This window comes from Veillonella sp. T11011-6, assembly GCF_002959755.1.
GTDB lineage: Bacteria > Bacillota > Negativicutes > Veillonellales > Veillonellaceae > Veillonella.
On sequence record NZ_PPCW01000004.1, the window covers coordinates 319,483 to 336,607 of the forward strand.

Consider the following 17,125-nt stretch of genomic DNA (forward strand, 5'->3'; position numbering starts at 1 on the left):
CGCATCGCATCGCATCGCATCGCATCGCATCGCCATGATGATACAAAACATACAGTCAAATAGATAGGCTAACACTTCTATTATAACAAAAGGAGCTATGAAGCACATCGGCTTCATAGCTCAGATTTTTATTTACCGCCTGTCGCATTGTCTGCTTCGTTAGCATATACTGCGTCATATTTTTCAGCAAAGTGATCTGGATTGTAAGATTCTTTTGCTTGACGAAGACCAGGCAAGCCCATATCTTCTTCACGGTTAATGAATTCTACATCGCTAAATTCATGACGAATGAATTCATTATTAATGGCTTGGTACAAACCACGAATATCTGGATTTGCTTTTTCAATATGAATCAACGCCATTTTATCATTCAACAATTCACCGATACTGAAGGCTTCCACGCGGCCAAACAATTTGATGGCGCCGCCTTTAAGGCCTAACGCATCCCAGTTATCGAATAACAAGTTAATAGCTACCAATTCATCTTCGATACCTTCTTCATGATGAGTTTCTACCCAAGATGCTGCTGTTTCGCGGCACAATGGAATGATATCTTCAGTGATTGGCATATATTCATAGTTAGAATATTGCATGCGGAATTGATTCAAATGGTTTTTCTTTTGACGGAATTTCTTACCAGACAAGTTGATAAGATCTTCAGACTTATAAATGTATTCGTAGTTATCGCGGTCAGGTGTAAATTCATAACGGCCAGGACATAACTCTTCCATCCGTTCTTTTACAACTTTGCTAACACCTTTGAAACGGAATGGTAAGTTATTTTCTACGAACCATTCTTTAGCGCGCAATAAACCATCGAGGAACTTTGCATCTTTACCGGCAAATGGAGGCAATAGGAATGGTTCACGTTTGCCACCACCTTGGATGTACAATACACCATTTTCCTCAGCCCAACGAATGCCATATGCATCTTGCCACATAAACAATGTAGTAAAACAGTTATCAGATGCTTCGTAATGATGTTGTTCAAAATATTTATCGATTAATGGTTTATCTCTTAGTTCAAAACGTTTAAATTCTAAAATAATAATCCCTCCTATCAGATTCCTCAGTCGAGGTATTCACCATCAGTGAAAGTTTAATGTTGTTCATTATAATTTAACGGATTCGCCTAATTCAAAGGTTCCATCACTTGTGATTACCTTGTCACCTTCGTTTAGGCCTGAAATAATGGCTACATCATCGTCTTCTGTCATACCTACTTCAACGACACGTACGTCAACTGTATTATTTTCAGTCAATACATACACGTATTTACCGTCTTGGTTTTCACGAACTGCTTTACTTGGTACAGTGAGCATTTTCGCTTTTATATCTGACTCGATGATGAGCGTATAGAACTCGCCAGCCTTGATAAGGCCTTTGTCATTGTTGAAAGTAGCTTTCACAAGAACACTTGGTACATTTTCTGGCTGTGTTACATCTACATAGGTCAATTCGCCAGGTAATTCTTGGTCGCCTACCTTGAGGAGTACCTTAATCCCCTTTTTAGCGTCAGGTGTGCCTAACTTCATCGCCGCATCACGAGGAATGCTAAGGGATGCTACCATCGGTGTAGATTGTTGAATCATCATGAATGGACGATCTGCAATCGCCATTTGACGGTCTTCATTGTAAATAGCTGTTACCGTACCAGCTATAGGCGCTACAATTGTAGATGCTGCCATTTGTGCAGATACTTGAGCGATTTGAGCCTCAATAGCCGCCGTATTAGCACCACCGCCGCCACCGCCAGTTGTTACTGTCGTAGTTTGTGGCTGAGACCGCTCTACAATGCGATCATATTCTTTTTGAGTAATCATGCCCGCTTCGCGCATCTTCTGAGCTTGTGCCAATTGAGCACTATCTACAGACGCTGCTGTCGTAGTTGTCACAGACGTCGCATAGGACTGAGCTGAGGCTTGCGCTAACTGACCTTGTAAGGATGCTAGCTGTTGCTGTAAAGCCGATGTATCTACAGTGGCCAAGACTTGACCTTGTTGTACTTGGTCGCCTACTTTCACAGCATATGCGACCTGCCCCGTCAACGTCGGCGTTACCGTCGCCTTATTGAGAGCTGTTACATTGGCGTCATTATGGATCTGCAGTGGCATATCCTTGTATGTTACATCAGCAACGGATACCGTTTTCGTACCGCAACCAGCGATGGCCAAGGCCATCATCACAACACCAAGCATAGCAACTACAGAATAAATTCGTTTTAATTTCATTCTGTCACTTCCTGTCATATTGATTTTTATCAATACCTTAGTATATCATAAAATCAATTAGAATTGTATGAAAGCTAATTCCTTTAATTAATGGATATAACGGAGGTTCTCATGGAAGAACGGATGGATTTTAGAATTTTAAATAACGGTAGCTTTATTCCCTCTATCGGTTATGGCACCTATAAAACAGGCAGCGAAGGAGAAACAGAGCAAGCCGTAACCAACGCACTAAACGTAGGCTATCGATTACTCGATACAGCTGCCTACTACGGCAACGAAGAGGCCGTTGGCAGAGGCATCAAAGCATCTGGCGTTAAACGTACGGACATTATTGTAACTACCAAGATTTGGCATACCGATGCAGGCTACGATAATACAATGCGTGCTGTTGAAAGCTCCTTAAAAAAATTAGACACTAATTACATCGACATTATGCTCGTACATCAACCCCTTGGCGACTATTATGGTTCTTGGCGTGCCATGGAAGAGTTATACGATCAAAACGTATTGCGTGGGTTAGGCCTGTCTAACTTTTACGAAGATCGCTTAATCGACTTGCTATATCACTGCAATGTGAAACCGGTAGTGAACCAAATTGAATGTCACCCATTCAACCAACGCCAATCTCTTATCCAATTGATGAGAAAGCATCAAGTAGTAGGCATGGCTTGGTCTCCATTCACTCGTGACCGCCAACCTATTTTTGACCATCCTATCATCAAAAGCTTGGCTGAAAAATACGGAGTGTCTAAACATCAAATCATCTTGCGTTGGCACATCCAACGTGGCATCATTCCATTGCCAAAGGCAAATAACGTAAGCCATATGGAGGCTAACTTTGATGTATTCGATTTCAAGCTCACAAACATCGATATGGACGTTATGGAACTATTAGACCAACAAGACTTCTTAGAAGATCACCATACAGCACCAGGTCTTGAACGACTATTACAACTTAAATAGTACATACTAACTCCTATTTGTAGTTAGCATCAATTATAATACACACTACAACTATGATGACAAAGTAAATAAAACAATATATGTAAAAAACCACTTATATCTAAGTTAGATAGATATAAGTGGTTTATTTTATTTTGGTACATTAAATACGGCTTGTACTAGTATCATATAAATTACTGTACCGGCAGCAATCGATATGAGCATGTTACGTTTCCACAAATGTAATCCAACCGTAATGACTAATGCTATAAGCTCAGGGATACCATAGGGATATGCTAAAACGACGGTCTCCTTAAAGGTATACACAACGAGCATACCCATAACGGCAGCCGGCAAAGCCTTACCTAAAAAGAGTACAAAATCTGGCGCCTTTTTTCCTGGTGGAAATACGAGGAAGGCACCAAAACGAGTGAGTAATGTACCGACTACAACAATAGCAACGGTGATGACCATTTCTGTACTAGTCAAGATGCACACCTCCCCACTTATACGCAATATAGCAGGCTACTAGCATACAGCTCATAGATAAAAGCATAAAGAGTGATTTGCCTACCAATAAGAGCATAACTATGGCCATAGCTGCACCAGCTACACCAAAGGCTCTAATCTTATTATTTTTTGCATTGAGTAGCATTTCAAGAAATACCACTATGAACAGACCGGGTAATACAAAATCGATACCCCGTAAATCTACGGTAGCCAATAGATTACCAAACAGACCACCTACAAAGGTGCTAAATACCCAGAACACATAGTTGAGCCAAGACACGTGGAAGTAAAACCACTTTTCATCCACATCATCGGGCAGCTTAGTAGCCATATTAATGGCAAAACTTTCATCACACATCCAAGCAACCGTAGGAAACCATTTCCAGCCCATATGTACATATCGTTGTAGTGCAGATAGTCCATAAAAGAAATGGCGTCCATTAACGAACATGGTCAGTATAAACGCATTAATCGGATCAAATCCGGCCATCAACATGCCAATCGTCACAAACTCCATGGAGCCTGCAAAAATGGTAGCTGCTAAAACTGGCGCTGTCCACCAAGGGAACCCTTGGCTCGTTGCATATAAACCAAATCCTAAACCTATGAAAAAGAAGCTAATGCCCATAGGAACCATAATAGGAAATGCAAAGGAAAATGCACTTCGATGTTTTATTTCATTCATAGGGCTTGCCTCCCTTCCACATCATATACATTTAAAGTGTTAATGTCATTTATTATAAAGCACGCATTAAAATTTCGCGAGCTACTTCTGGTGTTACATCACCTTTTTCACCAAGTCGTGTCATACCATGGTCTTCTAATTGTTTTACGATTTTATCAACTGCTTCAGCACCAAGACCATAATCTTTTAAATGGGTAGATACACCAAGGGACTCGAAGAATTCACGAGTTTTTGCGATAGCCTTATCCGCTTTCTCTTCCTTTGTACCTTCTGTAATATGCCATACACGTGTAGCATATTGGGCCAATTTATCGAGTTTATCTGCTTTTTTCACCTCTAACAATGCAGGCAATACGATAGCCAATGTAATGCCGTGGTCTAGATGGTAAACCGCCGTTAACTCATGACCGATAAGATGTGTCGCCCAGTCTTGTGGTACACCGGCACCAATCAATCCATTTAACGCCAAGGTAGAGGCCCACACGTGATTAGCACGAACATCGTAGTTTTCAGGATTTTCTACGGTTTCTTTGCCGATTTCAATCATAGTTTTCAAAATACCTTCACTGAAACGATCTTGAATACGGCCGTCTACAGGATATGTTAAATATTGCTCTGTGGTATGCACGAATGTATCAATAACGCCATTCTTAACTTGTTTTTCTGGCAATGTGAAAGTCAATGTTGGATCGAGCATAGAGAACTTAGGGAAAACTAAGCTACTGAACACAGGGAACTTACCATCACCATAGGTAATAACAGCGCCATTGTTCATTTCGGAACCTGTGGCAGGCAATGTCATAACTGTACCAAATGGTAATGGATTTGGCACCATTTCCACTGGAACCTCTGGAACACCAGCTTTCATAACCTCAATAACTGGGCCATCGTAAGTAGCACCCATAACGATGAGCTTTGTAGCGTCCACTACGGAACCACCACCTACAGCGAGGACGAAATCTACGCCATGTTCTTTAATGAAAGCAACGGCACGTTCACAAGTTTCAAGAGATGGATTTGGCTCAATACCGCCAAACTGTTCTACCTTGCGACTGCCAAGAGCTGCAACAATGCGGTCAATAAGACCACTGCGCACTGCAGAGCCACCACCATACGTAATGAGCACCTTTGCATCCTTTGGCACTAATGCATTTAATTCGCTCAAGCGATCTTTACCGAATACAATATGTGTAGGGTTATAAAAATCAAAGTTAAACATAGTGACCTCCTATGTATATCATATAAAACCTATAAGTCTAATTGTACGAAATTTATATCTATTATATCATTTTTTCGATATTCTTAGATATGCTACACCCCTTATCATTAGCGAGCTCATAAAAGCCATAGCTTTAATCTATAGCTAACCGATATCTTTTGCTCTATATACAAAATCCCATTCACATGATAGGATATATACATTATATGTATAAGTAGAAAGGGATGTTCACATGAAATTAAAAAAATTTATTGCCCCTCTTCTCGTTGGCGTTCTAGCATTCGCCATCGCAGGTTGCGGCACAGATACAAATCAATCTAGCCAAGCACCAAAAGAAATTAAAATCGGTGCTACTGCAGGTCCTCACGCTCAAGTAGCTGAAGCAGTTGCAAAAGAAGCTAAAAAACAAGGTATCGACCTTAAAGTTGTAGAGTTCTCCGATTATGTAACACCAGATAAAGCTCTTGCTGATGGCGACATTCAATTGAATGCGTACCAACACGTGCCATTTATGGAAAACTTTAACAAACAAAATGGTTCCAACTTAGTAGCAATCGGTAAAACCCTTTTAGTGCGTATGGGATTATATAGTAATAGTGTACATAGCGTACAAGATGTACCTGAAGGCGCTACGGTTTCTATTCCAAATGACCCTACTAATGGTGGTCGTGCATTAGTATTATTAGCTAAAGCTGGATTAATTACGTTAAAAGATGGTGTCGGCTTCAAAGCAACTGTTGCAGATATCACATCTAACCCGAAAAATATAAAGATTCAAGAATTAGAAGCAGCTCAATTACCTCGTAGTCTAGATGATGTAACAATTGCAGTTATTCCAATGAATTATGTACAAAGTGCTGGCCTTAGTGTAGAAAAACAAGGCTTCTTCTTCGAATCAAAAGATGAACCACTAACAGTCATCGTACTTGCGGTACGTAGTGAAGACAAAGACAACGAAACTTACAAAAAAATTGCAGACATTTACAAATCTGATGCAATTAAACAATTCATCAACGATACTTTCAAAGGTAGCATTACATCTGCAAACTAACCAAAAGACCGACCTCAATACGAGGCCGGTCTTTTTGATAAACAATCTTTTATAGATTTATAAATACGACTATCACCATAACAAATGTAGTAACTACAGCAAAATATGTATAATGCCAAAAAGCGATACCCTAACTGTTTAGAGTATCGCTTTTATTTTATTCTTTAGTATCAATCACTATTATTAGTAATCAATCACTACTATTCTTCAGTATCGAATGTTACGTCCAATGGTTGGCGTTCCACGATGTTACGGTAACGAACCTTTGGATAGCCCATCAAGATACCACCAGCGATGATTTTATCCTCTGGTACACCTAATAGTTCCAATAGTGGTTTATACTCTGCTTCGCCTGCATGTTCAAAGAAGCCAGCCCAACAAGTGCCTAAACCTAATGTTGGTGCATACAACTCTGCATAAGACAAGCAGGAATGCCCGCTATCGTGAGTACGGTGAATATCTTTTTTAGAACCGATGGCCACTACTAACGCAGGCGCATCGCGCAAGATGTATTCCTTACCCTTATCGACCTCAGCTTGTGCTGCACGAGCATAAAGACGCATAATCGGCACAGTTTTCGCAGCCAAATGCATCCACTCAAGAACGAGATCAGCAATGCGGCGCAACTTTTGTTTGTCCCGAATTACAATATAGGAAATACCTTGTGTATTTGTTGCTGTTGGAGCCATTCTCGCAACGTTTAACACCTTGCGAATAAGCTCAGCAGGAACTGGTTTATTTTGATAATTACGAATAGAGCGACGGCTGCGCAAGAATAACTCAGCTTGCTCTGGCGTTAATTTTTGTTCTTTTGTGATATCGATTTGCTCTTTACGTGGTGTCATATCACTATCAAGAGCAAGCGTTGGGCATACGGAAATACAATGCCCACAGGAGATACAACCTCCCTTGCCAGTCACAGGCCCATTTTCGGACATCACTAGCAAGCCTGTTGGACAGTCAGCTACGCAAAGGCCGCATCGTGTACAGACTTCTGTATTGACGGTAAATAACATCTGATAAATCCTCCAAACACTACTATAAAGCCTATTATAACACAATCAATCAAGGGTTATCTAGGCAACATATGCTTTTCAAGGTTATTCTCCCTATTTTGATGGGGCCCTATTTCATTTCTACAACCTAGTTAAAAAAGTACAAATATACTTGCTTGCTCCGTCCTTCGCAAAGTCGCTGCACAAGTATATTTGTACTTTTTTATAACTATATTCATAAAGGCGTCCCATCAAAATAGAACTACACACATAAAACACATAATACCTAGATAACCTGATTGATCTATATAAAAAGGCTTTAGAGTAGTGGCGCCACGCCCTCCATCTGGAAGAAGCTAGCCTGCGGCTAGGCTTTATAGTAGTGGTGCCTTCCCCCATCACATAAAAGCATATTGAGTAAAGATCAGATGTAGCTTGTGATGGGGATTTCTGTATACTAAGCAGTAGATGTTGTTTGCTATGGGACTAATTCATAGCAGGTGTTATAAAAATAAAACTAGGTATTTCTGCAGCGACTTTACGAAGGACGGAGCAAGGAGATACCTAGTTTTATTTTTAATTAAGTTGTCGTAGTGAAACGGGGCCCCATAGCAAACGACATAATATCTGCTCAATTGCTGGGACCCCATCACAAGCGGAGAAGGAATTTACTCAAATGCTTTTATAAGTTCCATGTATTCCGCTTTGTGTGTCATTCTCCAGGATCCAAAGTCTGGTTCTGGGGATTGGTTTAGGATATTTGCTAGTGCTTCTAGGAATTCTGGGATTTTTGTGGCTACGATATTACCTGCCATTTTACCGAAGTTTTCGGAGCCCATGTGTTCGGAACCACCGTCTACGAGGATAAAGGCTACGGTAGGTTTCTTGTCTACTAATTTTACAGCTCCGTGGAAACCAATTTCACCGATTTGGTGTGTACCACAGGAGTGTGGACAGCCAGAGATGTGTAGACGAGGTAGTTTACTTGTATCTACACCTTTTTCTTCAAGGTGTTTAAAAATATCTTTCAAAAGGCCATTAGAGTCTTGCATACCAATTTGACATACTGTGGAGCCTACGCAGGATACGGAACGACGGAAATCATTTTTAGCACTGTCATCTGTTAATTCTGCGATTTTACGAGCCTCATCAGCAGTAAGGTTGATAAAGAACAAGGCTTGGTCTGGCGCAATACGCGCTTCTACTTGATCAAGTGTTACAGCATAATCAAGCGCAGCCAATAGATGTTCTACATTCGCATCGCCACCTGCTGGATGGTATTCTACGTAGTATAAACCTTCTTGTTTTTGACGGTGAATGCGATCATTTTCCACAGAATCATCACGCTTACCAGTTTTTGTAATTTCATAAGCATAATCAGCAGGATTAATTGTTAATTGTTCAACTTCTTTCACCATCGCCAATGTTTCTTCATAGGTCTTGATGAAAGCTTCGGCCCCACCCATTTCCGCAGGCATGTAACGGGTACGAGCTTTGCCACGGTTTTTAAAGTTACCATGATTAGCAAAAACCATAAGCATAGCTTTCACATGATATAAAACATCCTCAGGCGCCACATCATGGGCCACAGGAATACCAATGCGAGGATTTGGGCCAATACCACCACAAGCGTATACATCAAAGGTATTGTGTTTCGTTAAATTGAAACCAAGGTCCTTGAACGTAGCATGCGGCGTACTATCAAAGCCATTATCGATACCCATTTTAAATTTGCGAGGGATTTTGATGTAGAACATTTGCTCTAGAAGAAACTCGCTAATAGCCGTTGCATATGGCGTAATATCTAAGGTTTCACGAGGATCAATACCGCGCAAAATACTAGCTACCACATTTGGATTGTCACCACCAGCACCGCGGTTATAGATACCGTGATCATAACATTCTTTATATAGATTTAGAATTGTATCACCATCGAGGCCATGCATTTGCAAGCATTGGCCAGTAGTAAAATGTACGTGTTGTAAATTGTATTTACGAATAGCATCCGCTAAGAACTGCATGTGCTGACGAGTCATGCGTCCCCCATTGAAACGCCAACGGCTCATACCGGAGTTAGCACCGCGTTCTGCGTAGCTACCATAGGTACCAGATTGGCCCTTATAGTCTGCAATAGACATTTCTTTCTTATAGAATTTATGCGTCATATCTTCAAACTTCGGATAGTCTGCAATTAATCGATCTTTCAATTCTTGTGTAATCATACTATTACCCTCTTGGCTTATATCTATTAAGCATAATACAAAACTTTGTATTGGTTAGTATACCATACACGCATACGTATGTTAGTAGCCAAGCTCACAATTTTAATATCAATTACAAATAATAGGCTTTACAATCTGTAATAATTATTACTTTTAATAAGAGTTAGATCAGTAAAGAGTAGATAAAAAAAAGAACAGTCCAAAGACTGTTCTTTTTTTTAGTTTTAATGTTAACTAACTATTCTTTCAAGTCAGTTCTATGGTCTAGGATTAGACACGACCTTCATTAGGGTTATTATAGGCGTCTTTATCGATAGTACCCATAATCTTATCTACTACGAGAGCATTTGTTAAGGAACCAGATACGTTCAAGCATGTACGGCCCATGTCGATCAATGGATCGATAGCAAGGATTGGGCTGATGGATGTAAAGTATGCACCAAGACCTGTACCGCTAAGGGATACAGATGCAGCCATTGTAGCTGTACCAGGAACGCCTGCGATACCAACGGAACCAATAGCGATAACGATAACGCTCATAATGTACATAGTCAAATCAAATGGGATACCCGCTACGTTAGAGATGTACACAACAACAAGCGCTGGGAACACGCCGGCACAACCTTGCATGCCTGCAGTAGTACCGAAGGATGCTACTGTATTTGCGGTTGTAGCATTTACGCCAAGACGTTTTGTCAATGTTTCAACAGTTAAAGGCAATACGCCCATAGAGGAACGGGATGTGAAAGCTAACAAGAGTGGAGCTTTTGCTTTTTTGAAGTATGTAATTGGGTTGTAACCGAAGCTAGAAATCAAGATAGCTTGAACAACGAACATAATTAAAAGACCAACGTAAAGCAATACTACGAATAGGCCCATATCTAAGATAGCTTGCAAACCACGTGTTGCCAATGTAGATGCCAATAATGCAACTACGCCGTATGGCATAAGACCAATAATGAAGTCTGCAACCCAAGAAATTAATTGGTGAAGCTCATCAAATAGCTTTGTAAAGATTTCCATACTATTTGTGCCTGTTTTCTTCAACAAGCGAGCAACACTGCCCAAGATGATTGCAAATACTACGATGCCGATAACATTTGTTTCAGCTGCAGCTTGAATTGGGTTACTTGGAATCAATGCACGGAATGTATCAACCATTGGTTTGATTTCACGAATCTTTTTACCAGATTCAACAATATCAAAGCCTTGACCTAAGCCGAAAGCATTACCCAAGATAAGGCCAATGATAGCAGCAACAGCTACCATGCCAAGATTTGTAGAAACCATGGCAACCACTAATTTCTTAAGATTTGCACCTGCTTCCATGTGCAAGATAACATGTACAATGGAAATAAATACGATAGGAATAACAAGCATGCGGATCAAATCAATAAAGCCGCCCCCTACAAGGGAGAACCACTTTGTACTTTCCTTGATGTAAACCACTTTAGATGGATCATCTGGGAAGCCTGCAATAATTTGAATAGCAATACCAAGTACGGCACCAACAATAGTACCAATAATAACGAGATTACCAAAGGATGTGCCCTTGCGTTGCAAAGCATAAATACCGATTAACGCAAGTACAAACACTACGATAATACCGATACTTAATGGATTGCTTAGCATGAGGTAATCTGTAAAGAATGGAATATTCATAATACACCTCTTCTAATTCATATCACAATAATAGGTTATGAACTCAGTATATCATATATCGAAAAATTTACAAGTAAAATAATTCAAATTATATAAGTTTTTCTATGCGGATTCTGCAAGTTTTCTAAATATCTTAATCTCCATGGATGTACCGATACCTTTGCCTTTTCAAGATGCTCTATATCACAATAGAAAGGTACGCATATAAAAAGGTGACCTTCCATAGGAAGATCACCTTTAAATGTATTTAGTTATAACACTACCTAGTTATAGGATTATCTGTTAACTAAAACGTAAGTTACTTGGATAGGACCATGAGCACCATCTACAGTAACCAACTCAATATCAGCTGTACGGGATGGACCGGAAATCAAGCAGATATTTGTAGGGAATTTAGATGGATCGTTGTGATAACGTTCAGCCAAATGTTCCATTGTTTGAGTCATACGTGGATTGATTGTATCAGTGTACAATACAGCGATATGTGTAGTAGGCAACAAGCTAATAGAACGGCCAGATTCTTCACCAGACGCTTGTACTACAGTAGCAGTTTCAGCAATACCGCAGTATGGGAATGTAATACCGATATCTGCATTAGCAGTGTTGGAGATACATTCTTCACGGCCTTTAGCTGGATCCCATTGGAAGTATGTACGAATGCCGCCATTATTAGCTGCATCTTGTTCGAATAATTCTTTTAATTTATATTCTTTTACTTCTGGAACACTTGGGAATACAACTTTACCGTTACCCCAGTCTTCAATAGCTGCCAAAATTGTTTCACCTAATTTATCAGGTGTAGTTTCAACGAATTTTGTACCAACACGTTGACATTGTTCCTTAAACATTGTCAAAATTTGATCTTTATTCAAATCTTTGAACATAGTTTCTTGAGGACCATGGCTGTAATCAAAACCCTCTACGAATGCAGGGCACATTTCTTGATCACGGCCTAATGCACGAGATAAACGTGCAATAAATTGTTTACGTTTAGCTTCATCCATTATTTTTTCTCCTTCTTCTTGTTCTTTTCATGTTCAGCATATAAGTCACGGAATTTTTTGAACTTCAATGTACCCATTTCTTTGGATTTAGTCCAGCCGTTCATAACTGGAACAGCTTGAGTCCATGTAGGCATATTGCCTTCTTTATTACTAATCAAGTTCATACCGATAGCGCCAGCTTTTGTGCCAAGGTCGAATAATGTGGAGTTACCGAACATCTTAGCTGCTGCAGTAAAGATTGCTTCTTCTGCTTTTGGACGAGTTTTTTCGATGTCAGCCATAATATGACGGTGTTCCATCAATAATTCATGCAATGGAATAGCTACTGGACAGTTTTCTGTACATGCACCGCACAATGTAGACGCATATGGAAGATCGCCTGCTACTTCGTAACCTTTGAACAATGGTGTCAATACAGCACCCATTGGACCTGGATATACGGAGCCATAACCGTGACCAGAGATGTGACGGTATACAGGACAAATATTCATACATGCACCACAACGGATACAACGTAACATTTCTTGGAATGTACCACCTAAGATACCGGAACGACCGTTATCAATAATGATGATATGAGTTTCTTCAGGACCGTCTGCTTCACCAGCACGACCAGGGCCAGTCATCATGGAGAAGTAGTTGGAAATTTTAGCACCTACTGCAGAGCGGTTCAACATTTCCATCATAACGTCAAGAGCTTTGAAGTCAGGAACGATACGTTCTGTACCTAAGAAGATCAATTGAGTCTTAGGAATGGAGCTAGACATACGACCGTTACCTTCGTTGGAAACGATAGTACAAGTACCGGATGCCGCTACCGCAAAGTTACAACCATTAACACCTACGTCAGCTTTCAAGAAGCGCTCACGTACATAACCACGTACGAAGTGAGTCATTTCTGTAGGGTTTTCAGTACCAGTGTAACCTAATTTTTCAGCGAAAATTTCGCGGATTTTGTTACGTTCGAAGTGAAGGCCTGGTACAACGATATGAGATGGTGGGCTCACTGCTGTTTGCAAAATGAATTCAGCCAAGTCAGTTTCGTTTACTTCGATACCAGCTTCTTCAAGAACTTCGTTCAAACCAATTTCTTCAGTTAAGATAGTTTTGGATTTAACGATCATTTTAGCTTCGCGTTCACGAAGGATATCTAAAGCGATTTGAGTCGCTTCTTTATCGTCGAATGCAAAGTGAACTTTAGAACCAGCTTTTTCTGCGTTTTCAGCGAATTGGTTTACATAGTAATCCAAATTGTTAAGAACGTGATCACGAAGTTTAGCTGCTTCTGCGCGGAAATCTAACCATTCAGGAACGTCCGCAACTACTGTATTACGTTTATCATAAAACACGTCTTGTGCTTTTTTGATAGCTGCAACTTTGAAATCGTCAGCCAAACATTCTTTTATACGTGTTTTATAGGGGCGATTGTCATATATAAGTGCCATGTCGTCTCCTCCTTAACGGCAGTTTAAGATTTCAGCAATATGCATTACTTTGATACGGCGATCGATTTCGCCTTCTTTATGAAGACGGTCAAGCATACCAGCGATGTTCATCAAGCACGCTTGGTCAGAACCAGAAATAACGTTAGCACCTGTGCCAGCGATTTCCAAGGCTTTTTCGCGTGTCATAACTTCACTAATTTCAGGGTTCTTAACGGAGAATGTACCGCCGAAACCACAGCAACGGTCTGCACGTGGTAATTCAATCAAGTTGATATCTTTAACATTTCTAAGGAGTTTGAATGGAGGTTCTTTAATGCCCATCAAACGAGTTACGTGGCAAGATGTATGATATGTAACGGATTCGTTGAAACGAGCGCCCACATCTTCAACACCTAATACGTCAGTAATGAATTGAGTGAACTCATAAATTTTGCCGCTCAATTTTTCTGCACGTGCCAACCACTCAGGTTGATCTTTCAAAAAATGATGATATTCATCGCGGATTGCAAATGCGCAAGAGCCGGACATGCTGACTACATATTCAGCGTTCTCGAAGCATTCGATTGTATTCTTAATGGCATCCATAGCTGCATCATTGTAACCAGAGTTAGTGAACATTTGGCCACAACATACTTGTTTCTTAGGCACTACGAGCTCGCAACCTAATCTTTCAAGTACTTCTACACCAGCCATGCCTACATGTGGGTAGAACATGTCAATCAAACACTGTTGGAAAAGATGAATTTTCATATTATCGTCCTCGTCTTTTCTAGTACTTAACCTAATAAAAAATTTTGATATGTATGTGTTATGGCAAGAATTCTAGTGAAAGTTTTCAATAATTTTCCGCCCGAAACATTACTTATGCTTTCAAATAAATATTCAAAAGCTTTATCGATATAATTATAAATTAATCATATAGAAAATGTCCAAAGGATTGCTATATTCGTATGTACCCTTTTATTTCCTATATCGTTATGACTTTTTGTAATAACAAACATTGCATTTTATCACAAATGCCATTCTATTTATAAATTTTTCTTGTGAAAGCCACATAAAATCTAGATTTTGGGAATGTTTATCATTTCGCATATTTTAGAGTGATGTATATCGTATTTTACCTATAATTCATTGAATATTTATATAAATAACAGAGAAATACCAAATTCATGTAATTTTTATCCTCATATATTACATTTTCTTATAGTAGAGTATAAATTTAAAAAGTGTTATAATTTATTTTATATAAGTATAGTTTGAAAGGAGCCTTTTCAATGAAACTAAATAAATTATCTTTATCCTTAGCTATTACATTAGCCCTCGGTTCCACATTCGGCATGGCTCACGCCGAAACAACTGCGGCTCATGTAAAATCTGAAATATCTGCTACAGCTAATAAAGCTGAAGTAGCAGCTAAAGCTGATGAACACCGTGTAGATACATCTGTAAAAAACGATGCTAAACGCGTAGATACTTCCGTAAAAAATGATGCTAAACGCGTTGATACATCCGTTAAAAATGACGCTAAACGCGTTGATACATCCGTAAAAAATGATGCTAAACATGGCACTACAGTTGTAAAACATGATGCAAAACATGCTAATACATCCGCTAAAGCCGATGCTAAGCGTGTAGATACATCTGTGAAAAACGATGCAAAACGTGTTGACACTTCTGTAAAAAATGACGCTAAACGCGTTGATACATCTGTTAAAAATGATGTAAAAGAAGATGCTGCTAAAGTAGAAGGTAAAAAAGCTGTAAAAGCTAAAGAAAACTTACCTGCTGGCGTATACCCTGACACAAAAGATAACTGGGCTCGCGATGCGATCCAAGCAATGACACAAGCTGGTTACCTTTCTGGTTATGCTGATAATACATTCAAACCAAGTGCACAAATCACTCGTGAACAAGCTGCGGCTATTTACGGTAAAGTATTACAACATAACTTAAACGAACAAGAATTAGCTGATATTGTAACTAAAGAAGCTTCTACTTCCTACTCTGACGTAGAAGCAGATCGTTGGTCTAGCTCTGCTATCAAATTAGTAAGTGCTGCAGGCGTAATGGAAGGCACATCTAAAACAGCTTTCACACCTAGCAAAACTATGGACCGCGAACAATTCGTTGCTTCCGCAGCTAGCCTAGCTAAAAAATTGAATCTTTCTACACCTGTAAAAACAGAAAAAGTAACATTCAAAGACGAAGCTAGCATCTCCTCTGCTTACTTGGCAGATATCCAATACATGGCACAACGTGGCATCGTAGCATCTGGAGCGACTGAAAACTTCAACCCTAAACAACCTGTAACAAGAGCACAAGCGGCAACAATCTTGAACCGCATGCTTAATGGTGCTGGTCTTGCAACACCAAAACATACTACAACTGAAGCAAAAGCTGAAACAGCTGTAAAAGAAGATGTAAAAAAAGCTGATACAGCAGCAGAAAAAGATGCGTCCAAAGTAAGCAAAGATGCTAAAAAAGATGTAGCTAAAGCTGACAAAGCCGTAAAAGCTGATGCAAAAAAAGTTGAAAAAGACGTAAAGGGCAATAAAAATGCCGCAGTAGCTCAAAAAACTGAACCTACTCGCACAGTTCGTCCTGTTCGTCGCAGCACGTTAAAAGCACTTGATCAAAAACAACAAGCTGCTTTGGAAGATAAAGTATTCGCTGAATTGAATAAAACATACAAAACAGAAGATGCTTTCCAAGATTACGGTGTAATGTACTGGCGTGACAATCAATTGCACGTAGCATTGAAAACAGATAGCGATATTTCCACAGTTAAAGCAAATCTTGCAGCACGTGGTGATTCCACTGTAAATAACTACGTTGTAGTTGAACCATCCCAATACAGCCAAACTGAATACGATGCAATCGATGCGAACTTCCGCAACTATTACAACAAAAACGAAAAAGCTGGCACAATTCTAGCTACATTCCCAGATGTAGAAAACAACCAACTTTACGCTGTTGTAACAACTGCATCTAAAGCAACTCAACAAGGGATCTCAAAATTATTCGGTTCCAAAGTAAAAATGACAGTAAAACGCTAATCGGCGTTCACTCAACTAGCCAAGGCAGCGTATACGTTTAGTATTACGCTGCTTTGTTTATATCACTATGCATGCCCTATTATTCGCTATATAATGAATATAG

General features: G+C 39.7%; 14 protein-coding genes. 3 read left to right on the forward strand and 11 right to left on the reverse strand.

Annotated elements, in window-relative coordinates; translation table 11 throughout:
* Positions 1 to 128: 128 nt before the first annotated feature.
* On the reverse strand, positions 129 to 1,064 hold the full coding sequence (locus tag VRHSUH10_RS06150; RefSeq protein WP_199176271.1) for a DUF2156 domain-containing protein: 936 nt from the start codon (positions 1,062 to 1,064) through the stop codon (positions 129 to 131).
* Positions 1,065 to 1,112: 48 nt separating this feature from the next.
* Entirely contained in the window at positions 1,113 to 2,249 is a 1,137-nt protein-coding gene (locus tag VRHSUH10_RS06155; protein WP_369819990.1) for an efflux RND transporter periplasmic adaptor subunit, read from the reverse strand.
* Positions 2,250 to 2,342: 93 nt separating this feature from the next.
* On the opposite strand from VRHSUH10_RS06155, the gene VRHSUH10_RS06160 reads away from it, so the two are divergent.
* Positions 2,343 to 3,194 (forward strand): aldo/keto reductase, encoded by an 852-nt coding sequence (locus VRHSUH10_RS06160; RefSeq protein ID WP_105089827.1) that lies wholly within the window; start codon positions 2,343 to 2,345, stop codon positions 3,192 to 3,194.
* A gap of 129 nt (positions 3,195 to 3,323) precedes the next feature.
* Here the strand turns inward: VRHSUH10_RS06160 and VRHSUH10_RS06165 are convergent, their stop codons facing one another.
* The 3 genes from VRHSUH10_RS06165 to VRHSUH10_RS06175 form a co-directional block, all read right to left on the reverse strand.
* On the reverse strand, positions 3,324 to 3,662 hold the full coding sequence (locus VRHSUH10_RS06165) for a branched-chain amino acid transporter permease (RefSeq protein ID WP_105089828.1): 339 nt from the start codon (positions 3,660 to 3,662) through the stop codon (positions 3,324 to 3,326).
* Positions 3,655 to 4,320: an AzlC family ABC transporter permease gene (locus tag VRHSUH10_RS06170; RefSeq protein WP_369819991.1), complete on the reverse strand. Its 666-nt coding sequence runs from the start codon at positions 4,318 to 4,320 to the stop codon at positions 3,655 to 3,657. The genes VRHSUH10_RS06165 and VRHSUH10_RS06170 overlap by 8 nt, the downstream gene beginning before the upstream one ends.
* 100 nt (positions 4,321 to 4,420) lie before the next feature.
* Positions 4,421 to 5,587, reverse strand: a complete 1,167-nt coding sequence (locus VRHSUH10_RS06175) for an iron-containing alcohol dehydrogenase (RefSeq protein WP_105089830.1) — start codon at positions 5,585 to 5,587, stop codon at positions 4,421 to 4,423.
* A gap of 232 nt (positions 5,588 to 5,819) precedes the next feature.
* Here VRHSUH10_RS06175 and VRHSUH10_RS06180 point away from each other — a divergent pair, with 232 nt between their 5' ends.
* Positions 5,820 to 6,638: a MetQ/NlpA family ABC transporter substrate-binding protein gene (locus tag VRHSUH10_RS06180; protein ID WP_105089831.1), complete on the forward strand. Its 819-nt coding sequence runs from the start codon at positions 5,820 to 5,822 to the stop codon at positions 6,636 to 6,638.
* A gap of 200 nt (positions 6,639 to 6,838) precedes the next feature.
* Here VRHSUH10_RS06180 and VRHSUH10_RS06185 read toward each other — a convergent pair whose 3' ends face one another.
* The 6 genes from VRHSUH10_RS06185 to VRHSUH10_RS06210 form a co-directional block, all read right to left on the reverse strand.
* On the reverse strand, positions 6,839 to 7,654 hold the full coding sequence (locus tag VRHSUH10_RS06185; RefSeq protein ID WP_105089832.1) for a nitroreductase family protein: 816 nt from the start codon (positions 7,652 to 7,654) through the stop codon (positions 6,839 to 6,841).
* Between the two features lie 647 nt (positions 7,655 to 8,301).
* A complete protein-coding gene (locus tag VRHSUH10_RS06190; protein WP_105089833.1) occupies positions 8,302 to 9,855 on the reverse strand; it encodes a nitrite/sulfite reductase in 1,554 nt (517 codons plus the stop codon).
* A 270-nt stretch (positions 9,856 to 10,125) separates the two neighbouring features.
* Complete coding sequence (locus VRHSUH10_RS06195) at positions 10,126 to 11,517, reverse strand: cation:dicarboxylate symporter family transporter (RefSeq protein ID WP_105089834.1); 1,392 nt, start codon at positions 11,515 to 11,517, stop codon at positions 10,126 to 10,128.
* A 275-nt stretch (positions 11,518 to 11,792) separates the two neighbouring features.
* Positions 11,793 to 12,521, reverse strand: a complete 729-nt coding sequence (locus tag VRHSUH10_RS06200) for a lactate utilization protein C (RefSeq protein WP_105089835.1) — start codon at positions 12,519 to 12,521, stop codon at positions 11,793 to 11,795.
* Positions 12,521 to 13,966, reverse strand: a complete 1,446-nt coding sequence (locus VRHSUH10_RS06205; protein WP_105089836.1) for a LutB/LldF family L-lactate oxidation iron-sulfur protein — start codon at positions 13,964 to 13,966, stop codon at positions 12,521 to 12,523. The genes VRHSUH10_RS06200 and VRHSUH10_RS06205 overlap by 1 nt, the downstream gene beginning before the upstream one ends.
* A 12-nt stretch (positions 13,967 to 13,978) precedes the next feature.
* Positions 13,979 to 14,716 (reverse strand): (Fe-S)-binding protein, encoded by a 738-nt coding sequence (locus VRHSUH10_RS06210; RefSeq protein ID WP_105089837.1) that lies wholly within the window; start codon positions 14,714 to 14,716, stop codon positions 13,979 to 13,981.
* 524 nt (positions 14,717 to 15,240) lie between these two features.
* Between VRHSUH10_RS06210 and VRHSUH10_RS06215 the strand changes: the two genes are divergently transcribed.
* On the forward strand, positions 15,241 to 17,022 hold the full coding sequence (locus tag VRHSUH10_RS06215; protein ID WP_105089838.1) for an S-layer homology domain-containing protein: 1,782 nt from the start codon (positions 15,241 to 15,243) through the stop codon (positions 17,020 to 17,022).
* The last annotated feature ends 103 nt before the right edge of the window (positions 17,023 to 17,125 follow it).

Excerpts from the sequence above, each read along its gene's own strand:
- VRHSUH10_RS06155 (WP_369819990.1), bottom strand. The coding sequence starts at position 2,249 with ATGACAGGAAGTGACAGAATGAAATTAAAACGAATTTATTCTGTAGTT.
- VRHSUH10_RS06160 (WP_105089827.1), top strand. The coding sequence starts at position 2,343 with ATGGAAGAACGGATGGATTTTAGAATTTTAAATAACGGTAGCTTTATT.
- VRHSUH10_RS06170 (WP_369819991.1), bottom strand. The coding sequence starts at position 4,320 with ATGGTTCCTATGGGCATTAGCTTCTTTTTCATAGGTTTAGGATTTGGT.
- VRHSUH10_RS06175 (WP_105089830.1), bottom strand. The coding sequence starts at position 5,587 with ATGTTTAACTTTGATTTTTATAACCCTACACATATTGTATTCGGTAAA.
- VRHSUH10_RS06180 (WP_105089831.1), top strand. The coding sequence starts at position 5,820 with ATGAAATTAAAAAAATTTATTGCCCCTCTTCTCGTTGGCGTTCTAGCA.
- VRHSUH10_RS06185 (WP_105089832.1), bottom strand. The coding sequence starts at position 7,654 with ATGTTATTTACCGTCAATACAGAAGTCTGTACACGATGCGGCCTTTGC.
- VRHSUH10_RS06190 (WP_105089833.1), bottom strand. The coding sequence starts at position 9,855 with ATGATTACACAAGAATTGAAAGATCGATTAATTGCAGACTATCCGAAG.
- VRHSUH10_RS06195 (WP_105089834.1), bottom strand. The coding sequence starts at position 11,517 with ATGAATATTCCATTCTTTACAGATTACCTCATGCTAAGCAATCCATTA.
- VRHSUH10_RS06200 (WP_105089835.1), bottom strand. The coding sequence starts at position 12,521 with ATGGATGAAGCTAAACGTAAACAATTTATTGCACGTTTATCTCGTGCA.
- VRHSUH10_RS06205 (WP_105089836.1), bottom strand. The coding sequence starts at position 13,966 with ATGGCACTTATATATGACAATCGCCCCTATAAAACACGTATAAAAGAA.
- VRHSUH10_RS06210 (WP_105089837.1), bottom strand. The coding sequence starts at position 14,716 with ATGAAAATTCATCTTTTCCAACAGTGTTTGATTGACATGTTCTACCCA.
- VRHSUH10_RS06215 (WP_105089838.1), top strand. The coding sequence starts at position 15,241 with ATGAAACTAAATAAATTATCTTTATCCTTAGCTATTACATTAGCCCTC.